General features: G+C 45.6%; 15 protein-coding genes and 1 tRNA gene. 9 read left to right on the top strand and 7 right to left on the bottom strand.

The genetic code is table 11. The features are described from left to right. Positions 1–85 precede the first annotated feature (85 nt). Together hprK and rapZ are read left to right on the top strand one after the other, a co-directional pair. Positions 86–1,030, top strand: a complete 945-nt coding sequence (gene hprK / locus ACO0KZ_RS13365) for an HPr(Ser) kinase/phosphatase (RefSeq protein WP_422995950.1) — start codon at positions 86–88, stop codon at positions 1,028–1,030. Positions 1,031–1,032: 2 nt separating this feature from the next. Continuing rightward, positions 1,033–1,896 carry an RNase adapter RapZ gene (gene rapZ, locus ACO0KZ_RS13360; protein WP_422995948.1) on the top strand — a complete coding sequence of 288 codons (864 nt, stop codon included), beginning with the start codon at positions 1,033–1,035 and terminating at the stop codon, positions 1,894–1,896. 111 nt (positions 1,897–2,007) lie between these two features. Here the strand turns inward: rapZ and ACO0KZ_RS13355 are convergent, their stop codons facing one another. From ACO0KZ_RS13355 to mutM, 7 genes are all read right to left on the bottom strand, one after another. Next, positions 2,008–3,171, bottom strand: a complete 1,164-nt coding sequence (locus ACO0KZ_RS13355; RefSeq protein ID WP_422995946.1) for an ABC transporter permease — start codon at positions 3,169–3,171, stop codon at positions 2,008–2,010. Beyond that, positions 3,168–4,007 carry an ATP-binding cassette domain-containing protein gene (locus tag ACO0KZ_RS13350; protein ID WP_422995944.1) on the bottom strand — a complete coding sequence of 280 codons (840 nt, stop codon included), beginning with the start codon at positions 4,005–4,007 and terminating at the stop codon, positions 3,168–3,170. Before ACO0KZ_RS13350 ends, ACO0KZ_RS13355 begins: the two co-directional genes overlap by 4 nt. Before the next feature lies 1 nt (position 4,008). Further along, entirely contained in the window at positions 4,009–5,496 is a 1,488-nt protein-coding gene (locus ACO0KZ_RS13345; RefSeq protein WP_422995942.1) for an alpha/beta hydrolase, read from the bottom strand. Between the two features lie 203 nt (positions 5,497–5,699). Then, a complete protein-coding gene (gene mutY / locus ACO0KZ_RS13340) occupies positions 5,700–6,929 on the bottom strand; it encodes an A/G-specific adenine glycosylase (protein ID WP_422995940.1) in 1,230 nt (409 codons plus the stop codon). 62 nt (positions 6,930–6,991) lie between these two features. Beyond that, complete coding sequence (locus tag ACO0KZ_RS13335; RefSeq protein WP_422995938.1) at positions 6,992–8,080, bottom strand: WD40/YVTN/BNR-like repeat-containing protein; 1,089 nt, start codon at positions 8,078–8,080, stop codon at positions 6,992–6,994. Positions 8,081–8,162: 82 nt separating this feature from the next. Continuing rightward, positions 8,163–10,088 carry a dynamin family protein gene (locus tag ACO0KZ_RS13330; protein WP_422995936.1) on the bottom strand — a complete coding sequence of 642 codons (1,926 nt, stop codon included), beginning with the start codon at positions 10,086–10,088 and terminating at the stop codon, positions 8,163–8,165. A 148-nt stretch (positions 10,089–10,236) separates the two neighbouring features. After that, positions 10,237–11,058, bottom strand: a complete 822-nt coding sequence (gene mutM / locus ACO0KZ_RS13325) for a bifunctional DNA-formamidopyrimidine glycosylase/DNA-(apurinic or apyrimidinic site) lyase (RefSeq protein WP_422995934.1) — start codon at positions 11,056–11,058, stop codon at positions 10,237–10,239. A gap of 205 nt (positions 11,059–11,263) precedes the next feature. On the opposite strand from mutM, the gene ACO0KZ_RS13320 reads away from it, so the two are divergent. The 7 genes from ACO0KZ_RS13320 to ggt all read left to right on the top strand — a co-directional run bounded on the left by ACO0KZ_RS13320 (position 11,264) and on the right by ggt (position 18,882). Beyond that, on the top strand, positions 11,264–13,198 hold the full coding sequence (locus ACO0KZ_RS13320) for a hypothetical protein (protein WP_422995932.1): 1,935 nt from the start codon (positions 11,264–11,266) through the stop codon (positions 13,196–13,198). A 73-nt stretch (positions 13,199–13,271) separates the two neighbouring features. Next, entirely contained in the window at positions 13,272–13,895 is a 624-nt protein-coding gene (gene lolB / locus ACO0KZ_RS13315) for a lipoprotein insertase outer membrane protein LolB (protein ID WP_422995930.1), read from the top strand. 79 nt (positions 13,896–13,974) lie between these two features. Then, on the top strand, positions 13,975–14,877 hold the full coding sequence (ispE, locus tag ACO0KZ_RS13310) for a 4-(cytidine 5'-diphospho)-2-C-methyl-D-erythritol kinase (RefSeq protein ID WP_422995928.1): 903 nt from the start codon (positions 13,975–13,977) through the stop codon (positions 14,875–14,877). A gap of 71 nt (positions 14,878–14,948) precedes the next feature. Then, positions 14,949–15,025, top strand: a tRNA-Gln gene (locus ACO0KZ_RS13305). Positions 15,026–15,174: 149 nt separating this feature from the next. Then, positions 15,175–16,131, top strand: coding sequence for a ribose-phosphate pyrophosphokinase (locus ACO0KZ_RS13300; RefSeq protein WP_314858166.1), 957 nt, complete (start codon positions 15,175–15,177; stop codon positions 16,129–16,131). A 139-nt stretch (positions 16,132–16,270) separates the two neighbouring features. Beyond that, positions 16,271–16,858 carry a 50S ribosomal protein L25/general stress protein Ctc gene (locus tag ACO0KZ_RS13295; protein ID WP_422995925.1) on the top strand — a complete coding sequence of 196 codons (588 nt, stop codon included), beginning with the start codon at positions 16,271–16,273 and terminating at the stop codon, positions 16,856–16,858. A gap of 338 nt (positions 16,859–17,196) precedes the next feature. Then, positions 17,197–18,882: a gamma-glutamyltransferase gene (ggt, locus tag ACO0KZ_RS13290; RefSeq protein WP_422996055.1), complete on the top strand. Its 1,686-nt coding sequence runs from the start codon at positions 17,197–17,199 to the stop codon at positions 18,880–18,882. Positions 18,883–18,911: the final 29 nt, after the last annotated feature.

The raw sequence follows: 18,911 nt of genomic DNA, 5'->3' as shown, positions 1-18,911 counted from the left end.
GCGAAACAATAGCTTATAAATGCCAGGCACTAAGTGATTTTCCTCTGAGTTGATGTTTGATGTTTGTTGAAGCCGAGTAAGCCTTATGCCACTAGCGACAGAACTAACTATACAAAAAATCTTTGATGATAATCGCGACACCTTACAGTTAGGCTGGTTCGCCGGTTTTTCAGGTGGCGACAAACAGATTACCGAAGATGCAACTGCCTCATCCGATCAGGTCGGTCATCTAAATTTAATTCACCCTGGCCGGATACAAGTTCTCGGTCATCAGGAACTCGATTACTTCCACCGACTATCGCCTGGTTCGCGTGCCAATCTGATTAAAGAGCTGGTCGCTGGTCAACCCCCTGCTCTGATTGTGGCGCAAGGCTTGGAATCACCACAAACGTTTTTGAACGTTTGTGATGACAATAATATTCCCCTGTTTTCAACGACTTTGCCTGCGGCACAGGTGATCGATTATCTGCGCGTCTATCTCTCCAAGAAACTGGCGCCACAGGTCACTATGCATGGCGTGTTTATGGATGTATTGGGCGTTGGAGTTTTAATTACTGGCGAATCTGGATTGGGCAAAAGTGAATTAGGTCTGGAATTGATTTCACGTAGCCATGGCTTGGTAGCCGACGACGCTGTAGAGTTTTCTCGGATTGCGCCGAATATGATCGAAGGTCGTTGTCCCCCTATTCTGCAGAATTTATTAGAAGTCCGCGGTCTGGGTCTACTCGATATCAAAGCAATTTTCGGTGAAACCTCGGTGCGCCGCAAGATGCGCCTGAAATTGATTGTCCACTTGGTTCGTCGCAGCACATTGGAAGAAAACTATGAACGCCTGCCAATTGATTCGGAATCCGAAGATGTCTTAGGTTTGCAGGTCAAGAAGGTGGTTATTCCTGTGGCTGCTGGCCGAAATATCGCGGTACTGCTAGAAGCGGCGGTTCGCAACACCATATTGCAATTGCGTGGCATCAATACACTAGAAGAATTTATGGAACGCCAACGCCGTGCCATGGATGAAACATTGGGGTAGGCATGCGCATCTTATTGATTTCGGGCATATCTGGTTCGGGTAAATCTGTGGCATTAAATGTCATCGAAGATGCAGGATTTTACTGTGTAGACAATCTGCCTCCCAGCCTGCTCATGGAACTAGTTAGCACGCTACAAGCCGAAGGGGTGAAGAACGTCGCTATCGCGATCGACTCACGCAGCATTCAACAATTGCAATCCATTCCCGCCAACATACAAAAACTACGTGATGACGGGCATGAATTAAAGGTACTTTTTCTGACGGCGAGTTCAGAAACCCTGATCGCTCGTTTCTCAGAAACGCGACGCAGCCACCCTTTATCCCATCATTTACAGCAGCAACAATTTAGCTGCGAGCCGCTAAGCCTAACCGAATGCATTTCCAAAGAACGTGAATTGCTTGAACCTTTGCAGTTTCTCGGCCACGTGATCGATACATCCTATCTGAGCGCCAACACTTTACGTAACTGGATTAAAGATGAGATCGGTGTTGAGCAAGCGCCATTGATACTGATGTTTGAATCTTTCGCATTTAAAGTCGGCGTCCCGCTCGATATCGATTTTGTGTTTGATGTGCGAATTCTGCCTAACCCGCATTATGACCATGCTTTACGTCCTCTGTCCGGTCGTGATCAACCCGTGATTGATTTTCTCGAAGCGCAGGCTATGGCGCAAGACCTCTACACCGACATTCACAACTTTATCGAAAAATGGTTACCATCATTTAAACGAGATAACCGTAGCTACCTGACGATTGGTATAGGTTGTACAGGCGGCCAACACCGCTCTGTCTACATGGTAGAAAAACTCGCCAAACATTTTCAACAAACTGAAAAAGTCTTGATACGGCACCGTCAAACCCACTAAGAACCTTGAGGGTGAGGTTTATCGTTGGTGTGACAAGTATCACAATGATTCAAAAAAAGCCGCCAAGTAATCAACTGGACGGCTTTTTCGCATCTAACTGCACATCAGCTTTTACTCCATCACAACCTGACGCATTTTCTTAGCAACGAACAACAGGCTTGCAACGACAATTGCGCTGCATACGGCGAGAGCAATTGCGATAGCACTCAAACTGACCAGTTCGCCTTTCAGCACTTGATTCATCATTTGCGTTTGCGCCATCACTGGCACCCAGCCCAGCCACGCTGGTTCCTTACCTGGATTCAAAATAAAAAACAATGGCAGAAAGGACACCGTCAGGCTCAATAATTGATTGCGTACATTAGCCTCTTTAAACGTTTTACACGTTAGAGACAATGCCACTTGCAAAGATGAGAGCGCTGCTGCCAAAGGTACCAATACCACCAAAAATGCTAAAGCATCTTTCACACCAAATTGAAATTCAGCGCGTAAGGCTTCATTTGCAATCACGGATTGTGCGGGGAAAAAACTGGTTACCGTCAAAATCACGATCAATACACTGACCGAGGCGACCGCCGCTGTCTTACCGACTGCCAATTGCAGGCCTGAAACAGGATTCATCATCAAGGGCTCCAGAGAACCACGTTCGCGCTCACCCGCCGTACTATCAATCGCCGCAAACATGCCGCCCATCACTATGGCCATAATCAAGACCATCGGCAACATACCGGTAATCGTCACTTTGCGTTCATCTGGGCGGCTGATATGGCGTTCTTTGACCGCAATCATCTGCAGCAGCTCTGGAGAAACACCACGCATCATCAGGTCCAAACCACTACGCTCTTGCACGTATCCATTGAGCAGACGACGCAGCGGCCCCAAGCCCATTTCTGCTTGACGATTCGACGTGTCGTAGGCAATTTCCAACTCTACGCGTTTGGCTTGTGCCAAGGTGTTTTCAAAGTTTTCAGCGATCAGTAAAACGGGCTTGGTCAACTCTTTAGTGCGTGATTTTTCTTCATAATCAGCAGGCGCCTGTTTAATTTGATAGCCTTGACGCAAGATATAGTTTTCTAGGCCTGGTGCATCCTTCATGTTCACTGCCAGCACCGTACGATCTACAGCCTGCGATTCAACTTGCGACATCACGGTGGAAAATACAAACAACAACACGGGCACCAACAGCAATGAACTCGCCAACACCATCATCAAAGTGCGACGATCACGCATCGCATCGGAAATCTCTTTCCAATAGATTGCTATTATTTCTCTCATGCTAGACTCCCTTGCTTCAATTTTGCCGCCGCTGTTACAACCTCAGAATTAGTAGATGACTGTTTATCTAAAAACGCTAATTTGACGAAAGCATCTTCAAAATCATTTTCGTTTGCCTGTAGCATCAATTCAGACACAGTACCTGAGGACACAGTTCGACCTTGCGCCACAATCACAACGGTGTCGCACAAGCGTTCAACTTCTTGCATAATATGAGTGGAAAAGACGATGCATTTACCGCCACCTTCAGGTGTTCTTAACCAACGTAAAAATTCACGTAACGCGCGAGTTGCCACCACGTCTAAGCCGTTCGTCGGTTCATCCAAAATAATATTTTTAGGGTCGTGGATTAATGCGCGAGCCAAGGCGATCTTCATTCTTTCACCCTGACTAAAACCTTCAGTACGACGTTCGAGTAGGTTATGTATTTCTAACCAATGCGCTAACTGATCAGTACGCTTTTCTATCGTAGATTTGTCCATACCATGGAGCTTGCCGTAATACTGTATATTTTCACGTGCAGTAAGGCGCGGATACAAACCACGTGCATCTGACAAAATACCGAGGCGCGCTTGTGAAGCGGTCTGTCCTTCTTTGACCTGAACATTGTCGATCTTGATAGAACCGCTGTCCATTTTCAACATCGAAGCAACCATACGCAGGCTAGTCGTTTTACCAGCACCATTCGCACCGAGCAGACCTAATATCGCTCCATCTTGCGCGGTAAAACTAACACCATTTACCGCCTTTACTTTTTCTGAACTACGGGCACCAATACCAAATTTCGGCTTTCCTAATTTGATAAATTCTTTATGTAAGTCTTCAACAATAATCATCTTATTCTCCTGCTTTCTTCGCGTCGACAGCGGTCGGGCTTTCGTTACTTTGTACTGGGGGGAGCCAGACCAAAGGACGTGGAATTTGGCGGACACACGTCGCATCCACTTGTAACGCTTCATCGTCGGTTTTAGCAGCTAAGAATTTGTCCAACACCTCGCGGATACAACCATGCGTCAATAAACCGTGACCCGCATTTTCTACGCTGATGTGACGTGCTTTACTACCCAAAGCTTTGGCGATCTGCTCGCCGTTACGGGTAGGTGTGACTGGGTCAATCCCACCACTCAAGAGCAGAACTGGTGACTTTGAAACCGGTGTCGTAAAAAACTCTTTAGGGATGTCAGCACGAGGCCAATTAGCACAAACTTTGTCATAGGTTTCGGCCATTCTTGTCGTGAATTCATCCGCATTGACGCTAGCCTTTCGCGGTTTTGCATAAGCTTCACTGCACCAGACAGAATAATGCATACCCATGGTCAGTCCGCCCGGTCCAGCTTGATTAAAGCTGCCGCTTAAACTCAGTAGAGGATCTAACTTTCCCTTTTCCGCTTGCGTAATCGCATATGGCAAGGCCGCAGTCATGGTCGGTGAATACAAGGCTTTAAACACCATACCGATCAAATCATCGCTCAGGATTTTTGTACTTATCGTACTAACAGCGCGCGAATTAGTGAAAGTGAATTGACGCGGCGTATTGTTCAACAAGCGCTTCCACGTTCCAGCCAAATCAGGATATGCGGTATTGCAACGGGTATTTTTCAGGCAATCTAAAAAAACACCTTCCAATGCTGGCTTGGCATCAGACGCCAACAAATTCAGATCCGGCGGCACTACCCCATCTATCACCAGACGACGCACTGACTGAGGAAATTGACGTAAATATTCCAAGCCAACTCGCGTGCCATAAGAAGCACCAACTAAATTTACGGCACTATAATTTTGCGCCAAACGAATGGCTTCTAAATCTTGAACTGCAATACTGGTGCTATAAAATTGCAAATCACCGTGAGGCAATTTCTGCAAACTCTGCATACAGGCCTGAGTCAATTTCAGCGCGCCCTCTTTATCAAGAATCTTTTCGCTAGCTTCTAATTCAATACAACGCAATGGAGCGCTTTTTCCCGTGCCACGTTGATCGACAAAAACCAAATCACGACGACGATTGAGTTTACCTAAAACAGCTTCACCAAAGCCGGCCGCCTCGACCGCGCTTTGGCCAGGACCGCCCGCCAATAAGAACACAGCGTCAGGTAGTTTATTTCTATCTTTAGATGGCAGCACGACGTAATGTACGTCGATTTTTTTTCCATTTGGCTTAGCCGGATCGAGCGCTCGTTGGATTTGCCCACATTGCACTTCTTGTGGGAAGCTAGAGATACGGCAAGGCTTGGTTTCGGCCTGCGCAGTTTGACCATAGGTCAACAGGCTCAAGGGTAGGCTCAAAGTCGCCAGACCGAGCACACGTCTAAATGCTGGATTGAACAAGATACACTCCTTTACTACAAATTCGAAAAAATTGACTCTGGGGCAGCTCTAACAACAGAGAGTCATTCTAGCGATTAGTATGAGAAAATTGTGCGAATGTGACCAAATCCGAACACACGTGATGAAGTACGAAAAAACTGGAATGAATTCCGACTAGGCTAATGCGACACTACTTTTATTGATAAGGCGATGAGTTGATCCATTTACCGTATTCTCAAGCTCAACAGCAGTGTCTTAACCGGCGCAGGTAGTGCGGCTTGCTCAATTTGAGTTAAGGGATACCAAGCGACATTTTTCTCAGCAATAAAATGCAAGCGTTGGGATAGACGAAAATGCAAAGGACGAATATAAAGTTTGAAATGGGTAAAGCCATGCGTTAACTCGGGTAAGTCAGTCGACCATGCGACATCTCCAAATCGTCTGACTGAATTCAAGACCTGCTCATCCAAACTCATAAGACGCGGATCAGCCAACAAATGCGTCGCAACGTCTGTTTGAAATAAATCGGGTGCAGGTGTTTTGCCATTGCCTTCTCGCATACCGTCAAGCTCAGGCAAAGACAAGAGCCCGCCCCAAATGCCACTATCGGGTCGTTGCTCCAGCAATATTTCACCTTCATGCTCTAAGACTAAGAGCACAGTATGTTTCTCTTTTTGCTCGCGCTTAGGTTTGCGTACTGGTAACTCGGCCGTACGATGAGTTTTGTGTGCGATGCAGGTTTGTTGCAATGGGCAACGCTGACAAGCCGGACTACTACGGGTGCAGAGTGTAGCTCCCAGATCCATCAAGCCTTGCGTATATGATTGAATATCCTGCTTAGGCAACAATGCATTCGCGCGCAGCCATAAATCATCTTCCACCGGTTTGGCACCAGGAAAACCTTCTATACCAAACACGCGGGCAAACACACGCTTCACGTTACCATCCAAAATTGCCGCCAAAGTACCATACGAAAATGCAGTGACCGCTGCTGCGGTTGAACGACCTATACCCGGCAGCTCTTGTAATAAAACCGGATCACTAGGGAAGTTACCTTGGTACTTCTGAACGACCTGTTTAGCGCAATGGTGCAAATTGCGGGCGCGAGTGTAATAGCCTAAGCCAGCCCACAGAGCCATCACTTGCTCAGATGGCGCAGCGGCTAACTCGTGCACGGTGGGAAAACTGTCTAAGAAACGCTGGTAATAAGGAATAACCGTCGTAACTTGAGTTTGTTGCAGCATGATTTCAGACAACCAGACACGATAAGCATCGTTAGTCTGCTGCCAAGGCAAGCTATGTCGTCCATGCTGTTTTTGCCAATTGATCACCGATTCTGAAAAGCTGGGATCGTAATAGGGTGACTCTTCCTGCAATACGTTGTTGATACGAATCACTTTCTTGGCACGACTATCGTCTTGCCTGCCATCTAACTTCGCTGATGCTTTTTTCATGTAACTAGGACTCGATTCAAATTCAACTTACGACTCGCTTATACCCTCAAGTATTCCTAGACTTATTTGGCGAGACGCTTACCTGCATACTTCATAACTAAGCCCTTAGGCCCTACCGCCCAACCATGCAAAGCATCAGCAAAACCAAGTGCATTCAAAGGTGTTTCACCCAACACTTCCCAAGTCTTACCTGCGTCTTTCGTTACGCCAGAGCCTGCTAATCCACCTACAACAAAAGTGCTACTCTGTCCTGGAACAGCCATCACGACTGATAAAAATCCCATAGGTAGCGCGGGATTAGCATTCCAGGTTTTACCACCATCCTGGCTAATAACCGCATTGAGTGTTTCACCTTTGGCTTTCTGATAATCTCCACCAACAGCGAAACCGGTCAGTCCATCGGCAAACGCTACCGAAAACAAACCTTTAGGCGGCGCTCCAGCAGGTATTGCCGTTTCGGCCACGCTCCAGGTCTGACCACGATCAGCTGAATGAAATACACGGGTTTTCTCGGCACCACCGGTAGCAAACCAAACGTCTTGTTTGCCGTAAATCGCAATGCAAGTGCCGCTGGCAGCAAAAGCACCTTCGTTCGCTAAAGCCTTCAATTGATTCAAATCACGTGCAGCGTTCTGCCAACTTTTACCACCATCATGTGTGATCAAAACTTGAAATTGGCCATTGACGGGGTCGCCGAAAATCACACCGTTTTGCGCATCCCAAAAATCAATCGCATCCCAAAATCCATTCGCATCACCATTCACGGTCATCAATTCCCAGTGCGTGCCACCATCGACGGTTTTGTATATCGTTGAGGATTTTCCAGGGCCGGCGCTCATCGCAATTGCAGTAAATTTATCGACACCTTGAATATCTCGAAAATCCAAACCTGACGCCTCCGGTATCTTGCTGGCGATAGAAACATTTTCCCAATTTTCACCATCCACGGTACGCAAAACAGTGCCCTTCGCACCGCTGGCCCAGGCCACATTGCGATTCACGATAGACAGACCACGTAGCTCGACGGTGACGCCGCTATCAATTTTTTTCCAGGCATCTTGAGCAGAAGCAGAAAAATTAAATACTGATGATGCCAAAAGTGCCAAGATCAACATAGTTGGTTTGAATTTATTGCCTGAGTTTGAGTTCATGTTGTTCTTCTGCTCCAAATAGAAAAAGACGCCGGTCCTTCTTTTGACCAAGCGTCTATCGATTCTTTGTTACCTCAATTATTTATACCGCGCTCATCTCAGAAGCCAAAGCTTTGTTGATGTTATTGCGAAGCTCTTCCAAAGTTTTTTTCTGTGCTTCTACCTCTGCATACATGGTTTCAAAGCTGGTGATCTTCTCTTCTAAGCTGTCGGTAGCAACATGAATTCGCTGTATAGATTGCATGCGATTCTTCAATTGATTTTTATGCTCACGAATCTGCGCTTCTATTGGTGCCATCACCACTTTTTGCCAGGCTTCAACATCACGGTTCGCTTGAGAAAAACTTTGTTTAACACGCGCAGAAATCGAATCAAAAAACTTTTGCATCAACACTTTTTGAGAAGTAGTCATCAAAGTGATGGTGCTAAATTGTCGCAGGAAAACTTGCTCAATCGCACTTACTTCTTGCAGGTATTTATCAAGAGAAAAAGGCATAGGCGAGGTCAGCGCTAAACCGTGCTCGGTGGAGAACTTACGATACATGATGGACATCATTTCTGATATCTCATCCGTCTTACGATTGGAGGCTGTTAAATTCAATTTAACCTGTTCAAAGAATTCTTTAATAGCCTCTTTCAAACCCAATGAGAATTTACTTTTTTCCATCGCTTCACGCGCGGTAGCAATTTCAGCTTTCAACATATCCATACCCAAAGTAGTGTAGACCTCGGTAGATAGACGGGTAAATACAGCGCGGGTTCCCTGCATCTTAATCAAGCTGGCATCGAATTCTTGTTTTTCCATGGTGACACGTTTCATCATGTGCTCAACCACATTCTGATTCTTACCCCGCAAACTTTTCAATTCATGAAGTTGTTCGTTAACACCGCGAGCGCGCGCCACAATGATCGCTTGTTGGCCATCAGCAATTTCTTGAATATCCGTGCTTAATTGCGCACGAATAATATTTTTCTTGGACGGAATTAATTCCTTCGACAAAGCATATTCCAATTTTGGCAAACGACTCTTCGCCAACAGCGACGCATCCTTATTAATTTTTGCGACCAAACCTTTTTGTGCCGAGATCGGAAATACTTGATTGGCTTCGATCGACAAATTATGTGCCACCGTGGTAATTTGATGTTTTATCTGAGACTCCACTTCGTCTACCGTACGTAACTCATCCCACATACTATCAATCTTATTTAGCACGACCATGCGGCCAGGTCCGCCACCTATGTGATTGCGCCAAACATCAATATCGCTCTTGGTAACTCCTGTATCTGCAGCCAAGATAAATAGCACTGCGTGCGCATTGGGAATTAAATTCAAGGTCAGTTCTGGTTCAGTACCGATTGCGTTCAAACCCGGCGTATCTACGATAATCAAACCTTGCTTTAGCAAAGGATGGGGGAAATTAACAATAGCATGACGCCATTGTGAAATTTCGACTAAGCCATTCTCGTCGACCTCTAAAACAGCATCCGGATCAGCTTCGTCATAGAGTCCGTAAGATTTTGCTATTTCTTTGGTGACTTTTTTGGTTAGGCTAACCTGTTTAAAAGCTTCCAGCATGCCATCACCCGATTTCGGATCGAGCGGCAGTACAGTCCAGATTTGATGATGTCCTTTGTATTCGGTAGTGCTTAAAGTTTCGCTACGAGTTTCTATCGGCAGTAAACGTATGCAGGGCGGAATGGTTTCGTCATACATTAATTCTGTCGGACACATCGTGGTGCGACCTGCAGATGAAGGTAAAATTCGCTGCCCGTAATCTGCAAAAAAAATCGCATTAATGAGTTCTGATTTGCCGCGCGAAAATTCAGCGACGAAAGCGATCGTCAATTTATCATCCGCCAGCCGCTCTTTGAGGCGCGCTATTTTTTGATCGAGGGCACTGTCAGCAAAATCAGATCCAGCTATCCAAGCCCGATATTGCTCTATGGCTTGAGCAACGTCTTTACGCCAGCTACTGTATTCCTGGAAATTCTGAACCAAATTACTCATATCATCCTCAATGTTTTCTCTTGCAATTTAATACCTGTCCTTAAAAAGCAGGACGATTCACATAGCAGCAAGGGTAATGCCCGATTACTTTACATGCCATCGAATGGCGACATTCTTTATGTTGCCGCAGATAAAACCGTATTCTGGCTCACTTTTGACAATTAACACAATAAAAGCTGCTACGTTGACCTTGCTTTATGTGTCTAATTATTCCTTGACAAACACGACAGGGCTCTCCAGCACGATCATAAACAAAGTAATTCTGTTGAAAATAGCCAGTTTTACCATCTGCACCGACAAAATCCTTGAGCGTACTGCCGCCTTGAACGATAGCTGCGGCCAAGATTTGTCGAATCGCCAATGCCAACGCCTGATAACGCTTAAGACTAATACGATAAGCAGCAGTTTTGGGATTAATTCCTGCCTGAAACAAGCTTTCAGATGCATAAATATTGCCAACACCGACGACAATATCGCCAGCTAGTAAAACTTGTTTGATCGCAGCCGTACGCTGCCGTGTCTTTTTAAATAGCAATTGTGCATCAAAGCCATCTTGCAATGGTTCCGCACCCAAATTACGTAACAGTAGATGTTCATCGATAGCACCGTCGGCCGCATCATGCCATAACACAGCACCAAATCGGCGCGGATCAGTCAAACGTATTAATTGTTTCCCAAATACGATATCAACATGATCGTGTTTTTGTGCTGGAGTCCCCTTTGGCATTACGCGTAAATTCCCTGACATTCCCAGATGTATCAACACCGTACCTGAAGCAAAATGTAATAAAAGATATTTACCTCGACGCCCAGTCTTTTGTAGGCGTTGCCCTACAATTTTGTCTTTCAACTGCGAAGGAAAAGGCCAGCGCAAACCTTCACGACGCAAAACAAGATCCGTTACGACAAAACCTTCCACGTGAGGAGCAAGTCCTAAACGTGTGACTTCAACTTCTGGCAATTCAGGCATGGAAAACTCGTTAATCGTAAATTCGTACTTTAAAAAATGCATTAAGAGCCCAAATAAATATCTCGGCCCCATTATCACAAAGTTCTGCTCATCCGTTTATGACTGATACAATTTGCTATAAGTCACGTTTGAATACGGCGTAAAATTAAAGCCAACATCGCAAGAATTAGTAAGCCTACTCATATCAGCTATCGTCAATAAAATAATGACCGATAGCTTCACCAAAGGAATGGCATTGAAGAATTTGGTTCTCACTCAAACTCACAATATAGCTATTGTACCCAGACTTAGGCCAGCCGCACTTGCCGGACAGACAAACCCCGCACAATTCAAGACAAAAGGACCGACGACAAGACTGCGGCGAATCAAGAGCCTGCTGCTGCAATCCTTAATTGCTTCGACAATCTACGGCGGGATAGGCAATCTTCCCGCGTTTGCACGCCAAACAGGTGCGACTATTATCAAGAATAAAGCTGCATCGGCAAAAGTTCTGCCAGAGAACCCGTCAGCATTGCCCAATGTAGCATTAAGCAAAGATATTCTCTATAAATTAACCACCTCGGAATTGGCAGTCCAAAGAGGCGAATGGCAAAGTGCTTTTATCACCGTGCTTTCAGTTGCACAACAAACCCGAGATCCCCGTTTAGCCAAACGCGCGATGGAAATCGCAATGGGTGCGCAACAAATGGATGAATCCATGGCAGCCCTGCGCTTGTGGCGTGAATTGGCACCTGGCTCAGGCGAGGCTGAGCAATACTATTTAAGTCTGATGGTGGTACAAAATAATTTCACCGAGATTCAAAAACTGTTCGCGGAAAAATTGCGCACCAGTGATCTCAACGAACAGATATCACTTATCCATCATGCACAGCGGGTACTAGCGCGCATGCAAGACAACAAGCAGGCCTTCAGCACGCTGGAAGCGATATTGCAGCCCTATGCCGAAACCTTTGATGCACGCATAGCGCTGTCCCGTGGTGCCTATCGCAATAAAGACAATGTCCGCGCTTTAGCTGAAGCGCAAGCAGCGACACAGTTACGCCCAGACTCTGAATTAGCGGTTTTGACTTTGGCTCAAGCATCGGAACCTCAGGATGCTTTAAAACTGATTGCAGCCTACTTGCAAAGGCTGCCGCAAGCAAAAGAAGTTCGCCTGGCTTATGCCACTATGCTGATTGAAAACAAACAATTAGCGGCGGCCAAGCAAGAGTTTCTCTACCTGCTAAGAGAGCAGGAAAGTAAAGGTGACTCAACAACTCAAAGCTTATACACCCTGGGCGCGATCGAGATGGATTTAGGTCTGATTGATGAGGCAGAAAAATACTTCACACTATTCCTTCAACGTGTCACAGAAGAGGATGACGCTAGCCCGGTCTACGTCAATCTGGCGCAAATCGCCTTACAGCGCAAAGACAAAAAAACTGCCGACCTTTGGTTAGCGAAAGTAGAACGCAAGGACGGCAAAAATCCCGCCTGGTTCACGATACAAATGCGCCGTGCTCTTATGATTGCCAGTGATGGAAAATATCCTGATGCACGCAAATTTCTGCAAACTGTAACACCAGAAAAAGACGCCGAAAAAATCCAGTTATTGCAAACAGAAGCGCAGATCATGAAAGATGCGGGACAAACACTGGAAGCCTTCGTACTTTTGCAGTTAGCTCTGAGTGAGTATCCTGAAAGTACCGAGTTACTGTATGACTTCGCAATGCTGGCAGAAGCGCAGAAACAATATCCAGAAATGGAAGCGGCACTCAAGCAATTGATTCAAATGGTGCCGAATAATGCACTTGCTTATAACGCGCTAGGCTACTCTTACGCAGATAGAAATATCGAACTGCAAAGTGCTCAAAAATTGATAGAAGCAGCCAACCAATTAAACCCCAATGATCCTTATATTTTGGATAGCTTGGGTTGGGTTAAATTCCGACTCAACAAATTACCCGAAGCCGAGCAGTTCTTACGTACCTCATTCGCCTTACGCCAAGATATCGACGTTGCTGTACATTTGGCAGAAGTACTATGGGCACAAGACAAAAAGACCGAGGCAATCCAGTTGTTTAGCGATGCCAGAAAAAAAGACAATAACAATGCCTTGTTAAAATCGACCTTAGAAAGGCTAGGCCTAGTTTTGCCTTAAGTTGCCTGCACTTGAATTAAAGGACAAGCACATAAATACCTAAACTCTGATGACAAGAAAGATAACAAAAGCAATGAATATTGCGTTACCACGCCCAGCACATCGCCATACGAATCTGATCTGCGGCCTATTCATACTCGCCTGCTGTACGTTTTTAAGCGCTTGTACTAGTACGAAATCACTGACGCCACAACAAGCAGCGGCGCCTCGTAACTTGCAAGAAAATTTGCAATTGAATGGACGAATCTCAATACGGTATCAACAAGATCAACAAGACCAAAGCGTCACCGTTAATTATGAATGGCAACAAACTCCGACAGAACTACATATCAGCCTGAGCTCTTCTTTCGGTCAAACGGTCGCGAATATTCATCAAACGCCGATCAGCGCGAGTCTGGAACAAGCCAAACAGGAAACCCGTTATGCGACAGATATTGAACAACTTTTGATTGATAGTTTGGGTTGGTCTATTCCCATTAACGATTTAAAAATTTGGTTACAAGGATTTGATTTACAGCCCAACAAGATCGCTGTCGCGATCCCAGCGCAAGATGACTTCCAATTGAATTCAAAAGGCTGGCAATTGCGCTTCGTCAAATGGCAGGAGGATGCAAGGCAAGTCCGCCCTAAACGCATAGACCTGGAAAAGATGACTGAACAGTTTGGCTTGGTCAAAATCGGCATCATAATCATGTAGTTTTTCTATTGTAGACACGATTACGTTTTTATCATTAGAACCTATCGATCTACGCACGCCCTATCACCAGACATTTAGCATGAGCAATTCAACACTCACAAACCGTCAATGGCTGGCCTGCCCAGCCCCTGCCAAATTGAACTTGTTTTTGCACATCACGGGTCGCCGCACCGATGGCTACCACTTATTGCAAAGCGTATTTCAGTTGATAGATCGTTGCGACACGCTGGATTTCCATGTGCGTAGTGATGGTGTCATTCGCAGATTGAATCAAGTCGAAGGTGTTCCTGAGCAAACTGATTTAGTCATACGCGCAGCGCGTTTATTACAACTGCATAGCAAGAGCCAATTGGGTGCAGATATTCACCTGCATAAAAATTTGCCGATGGGCGGCGGGGTTGGTGGCGGCTCATCCGACGCAGCTAGCACTTTAATGGCTTTGAACCATCTATGGCAATGTGGATTGACCCAAGAACAGCTCATGCAACTTGGCTTACAACTGGGTGCGGATGTGCCTTTTTTCATTTTTGGACAAAATGCATTCGTAGAAGGGATAGGCGAGCAAATGCAGGCGGTACAGACTGCTGAGCAGTGGTTTGTTGTCATAGAACCCGGTGTTCATGTACCAACTCCCACAATATTTTCCGCCAAAGAGTTGACAAGAGATACGAAGCCCGTCAGAATAACGGACTTTTCCAGTGCAGCGAAAGTTGAATGGAGAAATGATATGCAAGCTGTTGCTTGTGCTCTACATCCTGAAATTGCGAACGCTATAAACTGGCTCAAGCAATATGAAGTAAATCAGGGTGATGCCAAGATGACGGGGTCAGGTTCTTGTGTTTTTTGTGCCTTTCAAAACGAAGGCGCGGCAAAAAACGTTTTACAGCAAGTTCCACATCACTGGACATCATGGATAGCAAAAGCATTACAACAGCACCCTATAAATTCTAGGTTGCATGATAAAAATTTGGTTGATTGCTGATTTCAAGATAAAATAGCGGCTTCGCGGATTATCAATCGAAAACGAAGTAAGCAATTGATAATAAGTTGTGTAGGGGAATCGCCAAGCTGGTTAAGGCACCGGATTTTGATTCCGGCATGCGAAGGTTCGAATCCTTCTTCCCCTGCCATTTAATTCCCAAGCCGCCGCATACAAATGATGCGGCGGCTTTTCGGTTTTTTACGGCAGTATTTTCAGTAATCATTACAACAAGAATTTTAACCGTGATGCTGAGTATTGTTCTCTTGAAGTGGCTTTTTTATTCCCTTAGGTGATCTCATGGCACACGCTCTCGACAACATGATGGTCTTTACTGGTAATGCCAATCCTGCTTTAGCGGCAGGCGTTGCAAAGCAACTCGGCATTCGTCTCGGTAAAGCTGACGTTTCCAAGTTTTCTGATGGCGAGGTGATGGTCGAAATTAATGAAAACGTGCGTGGTAAAGACGTTTTCGTATTGCAATCGACTTGCGCGCCGACCAATGACAACTTGATGGAAATCATGTTGATGGTCGATGCTCTAAAGCGCGCTTCAGCTGGTCGTATAACTGCAGCGATTCCCTACTTTGGTTATGCCCGTCAAGACCGCCGTCCGCGTTCTGCACGTGTAGCGATTTCTGCAAAAGTGGTAGCGAATATGTTGGAAGAAGCGGGCGTTGGCCGTGTTTTGATCATGGATCTGCATGCTGATCAAATTCAAGGTTTCTTTGATATCCCAGTAGACAATATCTACGCATCACCAATTTTGTTAGGTGATCTGGTTGCAAAGAATTACGATGATTTATTAGTTGTTTCTCCTGACGTTGGCGGTGTAGTTCGAGCCCGTGCTTTGGCAAAACGTTTAGGTTGCGATTTGGCGATTATTGATAAGCGTCGCCCAAAAGCCAATGTGTCAGAAGTTATGAATATCATTGGTGAAGTCGATGGTCGGAATTGCGTGATCATGGATGACATGGTTGATACGGCTGGCACTTTGACCAAAGCAGCTGAAGTATTGAAAGAACGCGGCGCGAAAAAAGTTTTGGCTTATTGTACGCACGCTGTCTTGTCCGGCCCGGCTATTGACCGTATCAACAACTCTCCACTCGATGAACTAGTGGTAACAGATACGATACCTTTGTCAGCAGCAGCGCAGGCTTGCCCTAAGATTCGCCAATTGTCTTGCGATAGTTTGCTGGCTGAGACTTTCCGCCGCATCACTAAAGGTGAGTCAGTCATTTCTTTGTTCTCAGAATAAAGATTTTATAGAATTAGTTTTTCTGTTTTGGTGTATTAAACGCATCAAAACTTTTTTCACTCTCCTGGTCGCGGGAGAGTCAACGCAAAATGAGCGCATCTCAAACTGCGCATAAGTTTGCTTATTTTGGAGTATTAAAATGAAAGTAGTCGCATTTGCACGTAATGTACAGGGCACCGGAGCGAGCCGCCGCCTGCGTAATGCTGGTCAAACACCAGGTATCATCTACGGTGGTACAGAGCCAGCAGTGAATATCTCTTTGGATCACAATGCTTTGTTCCATGCCTTGAAAAAAGAAGTATTCCACTCTTCCATTCTCGACATGGATGTTGATGGTAAAGTAGAAAAAGTATTGTTGCGTGACTTCCAGATGCACGCGTTTAAACAATTAGTATTGCACGCTGATTTCCAACGTGTTGATGCCAACAAAAAAATCCACGTTAAAGTGCCTTTGCATTTCGTGAACGCTGACATCTCTCCTGCGGTGAAATTGTCTGCAGCAGTAATCAGCCATGTTGCCGTTGAATTGGACGTAGAATGCTTGCCAGCAGACTTGCCAGAATTCATCGAAGTTGACCTGTCCAAATTAGAAGCTGGTCAATCAATACACGTATCTGCATTGAAATTGCCAAAAGGCGTTTCTGCTGTAGTACACGGTGATGACGCAACAGTTGCTATCGCTGTTAAACCAGCCGGCGCAACTTCTGCTGAAGCTGAAGCAAAATAATTTAAAGGATTCCTCTTTTAAATTGAAAGCCACCCTCGCAGGTGGCTTTTTTTCGTCCCAAGCTTTTAAATAAATACGAATAGCTCCAAATCAATTCTATTCCATATTGAATTTACTTCTATTATTTTTTTGGGAAGCTAAATTCAGGAATCAAGACTCGACTTATTTCCGATAGTTAGCGACAATCAAGCTTCTCCACAATAAAAGTACGGAAAAAACGCAAATCAATGTGTCGTCACCGGACTTTGCATTTCTTAAGGAAACGTACAGTGTCCTCGTTCAAGAATTTCCGCCTTACACTCATCGCCGCGACTTTCGCACTCTCTCAATTTAGTTTTATCGCACAGAGCAGCTATGCCCAAGGCACAGGTGCACAAATTCAATATGACACCAGTTATGACATCCTCAGCCCGGTACGCGCCAAGCATGGCATGGTATCAAGTGAACAAGGGCTGGCGAGTCAGGTCGGTTTGGATGTATTAAAACGCGGCGGCAATGCAGTCGATGCAGCTGTAGCAGTGGGCTTTGCACTAGCTGTCGTCTTACCACATGCGGGAAATATTGGTGGCGGTGGCTTCATGTTGATTCATGATGCGAAAAGTGGCAAAGACATTGCCCTCGATTTTCGTGAACTAGCCCCCGCCCTCGCCCATCGCGATATGTTTTTAGATGCCAACGGCAAAATTATTCCTGGCAGCTCCACGTCTACCCATTTAGCTGTCGGCGTGCCGGGCACGGTCGCAGGTCTAGATTTGGCTTTGCGCAAATACGGCAGCATGTCGTTAAAGGATTTGATCGCCCCCTCAATCAAATTGGCAGAACAAGGTTTTGAAGTCACGCCTTATCTGGCGCAATTACTGGAAGCTAGCCGCAATCAACTCGGTAAATGGCCGTCCAGTCGCGCCGTCTTTTTCAAGGGCGACAGACCTTTACATGCGGGTGAAAAACTAATTCAAAAAGACCTCGCCAATTCACTGCGTTTAATCGCACAACAAGGTCCGAAAGTTTTCTATGAAGGTGTCATCGCAAAAAAGATCGTCGCTGAAATGAGAAATCATGGTGGTCTGATCAATGCCGACGACATGAAAAATTACAAAGCCGTCGAGCGGGATGTTGTTAAGGGTAATTATCGCGGATATCAGGTCGTATCGATGCCACCGCCGAGTTCTGGCGGTGTACACATTATTCAGATGTTGAATATGCTGGAACATTTCCCTATCGGGCAACAAGGCTTAAACAGCGCACAAACTATTCATACAATGACTGAAGTCATGAAACTCGCGTATGCAGATCGTGCTGAGTTTTTGGGTGACCCCGAATTTATTAAAGTGCCTCTCAGTGGTTTAACTTCAAAAAAATATGCGGACGAGTTGGTCAAAAAAATTGATCTGAATCGTGCTACACCATCCGCACAAATCAAACCCGGCAAACCTTTACCCTACGAGAGTGATCAAACCACTCATTATTCAGTGGCAGACAAATTCGGTAATGTCGTCGCAACCACTTACACACTAAATCTTTTATTCGGTAGTGGCATCGTGGCTACCGGAACAGGTATTACGCTGAATAACGAAATGGATGATTTCTCGGTCAAAGCGGGCGTACCTAATGCGTTCGGCTTAGTTGGCGGTGAAGCAAATTCCGTTGCGGCAAAAAAACGTCCACTCAGCTCCATGACGCCAACGATGGTGTTGAAAGACGGCAAACCGTTTTTAGTAACAGGTAGCCCAGGTGGCAGCCGCATTATTACCACAACCTTACAGGTTATTTTAAATATCATTGATCATCAATTAAACGCCGCAGAAGCGACTATCGCGCCGCGCATACATCATCAATGGGAACCAGATGTTACACGCCTGGAACGTGGCTTCAATCTCGACACACTAGAACTTCTGAAACAAAAAGGACATACATTTTCAATCGGCAGATCTATCGGCAGAACACAGACGATCAAGATCAGCGATGATGGATTTGAAGCGTTTGCCGATCCACGCAATCCTGATGGCCGCGCCTTAGGATATTAATTTCCTTGTTATTGAGACGAGCCCCGGCA

Origin of the sequence: Undibacterium sp. Di24W (genome assembly GCF_049340325.1) — a bacterium.
In the GTDB taxonomy this organism is placed as follows: Bacteria; Pseudomonadota; Gammaproteobacteria; order Burkholderiales; family Burkholderiaceae_D; genus Undibacterium.
Note: the sequence above shows the minus strand (reverse complement) of the source record. Positions and strands in the feature narration are given on the sequence as shown.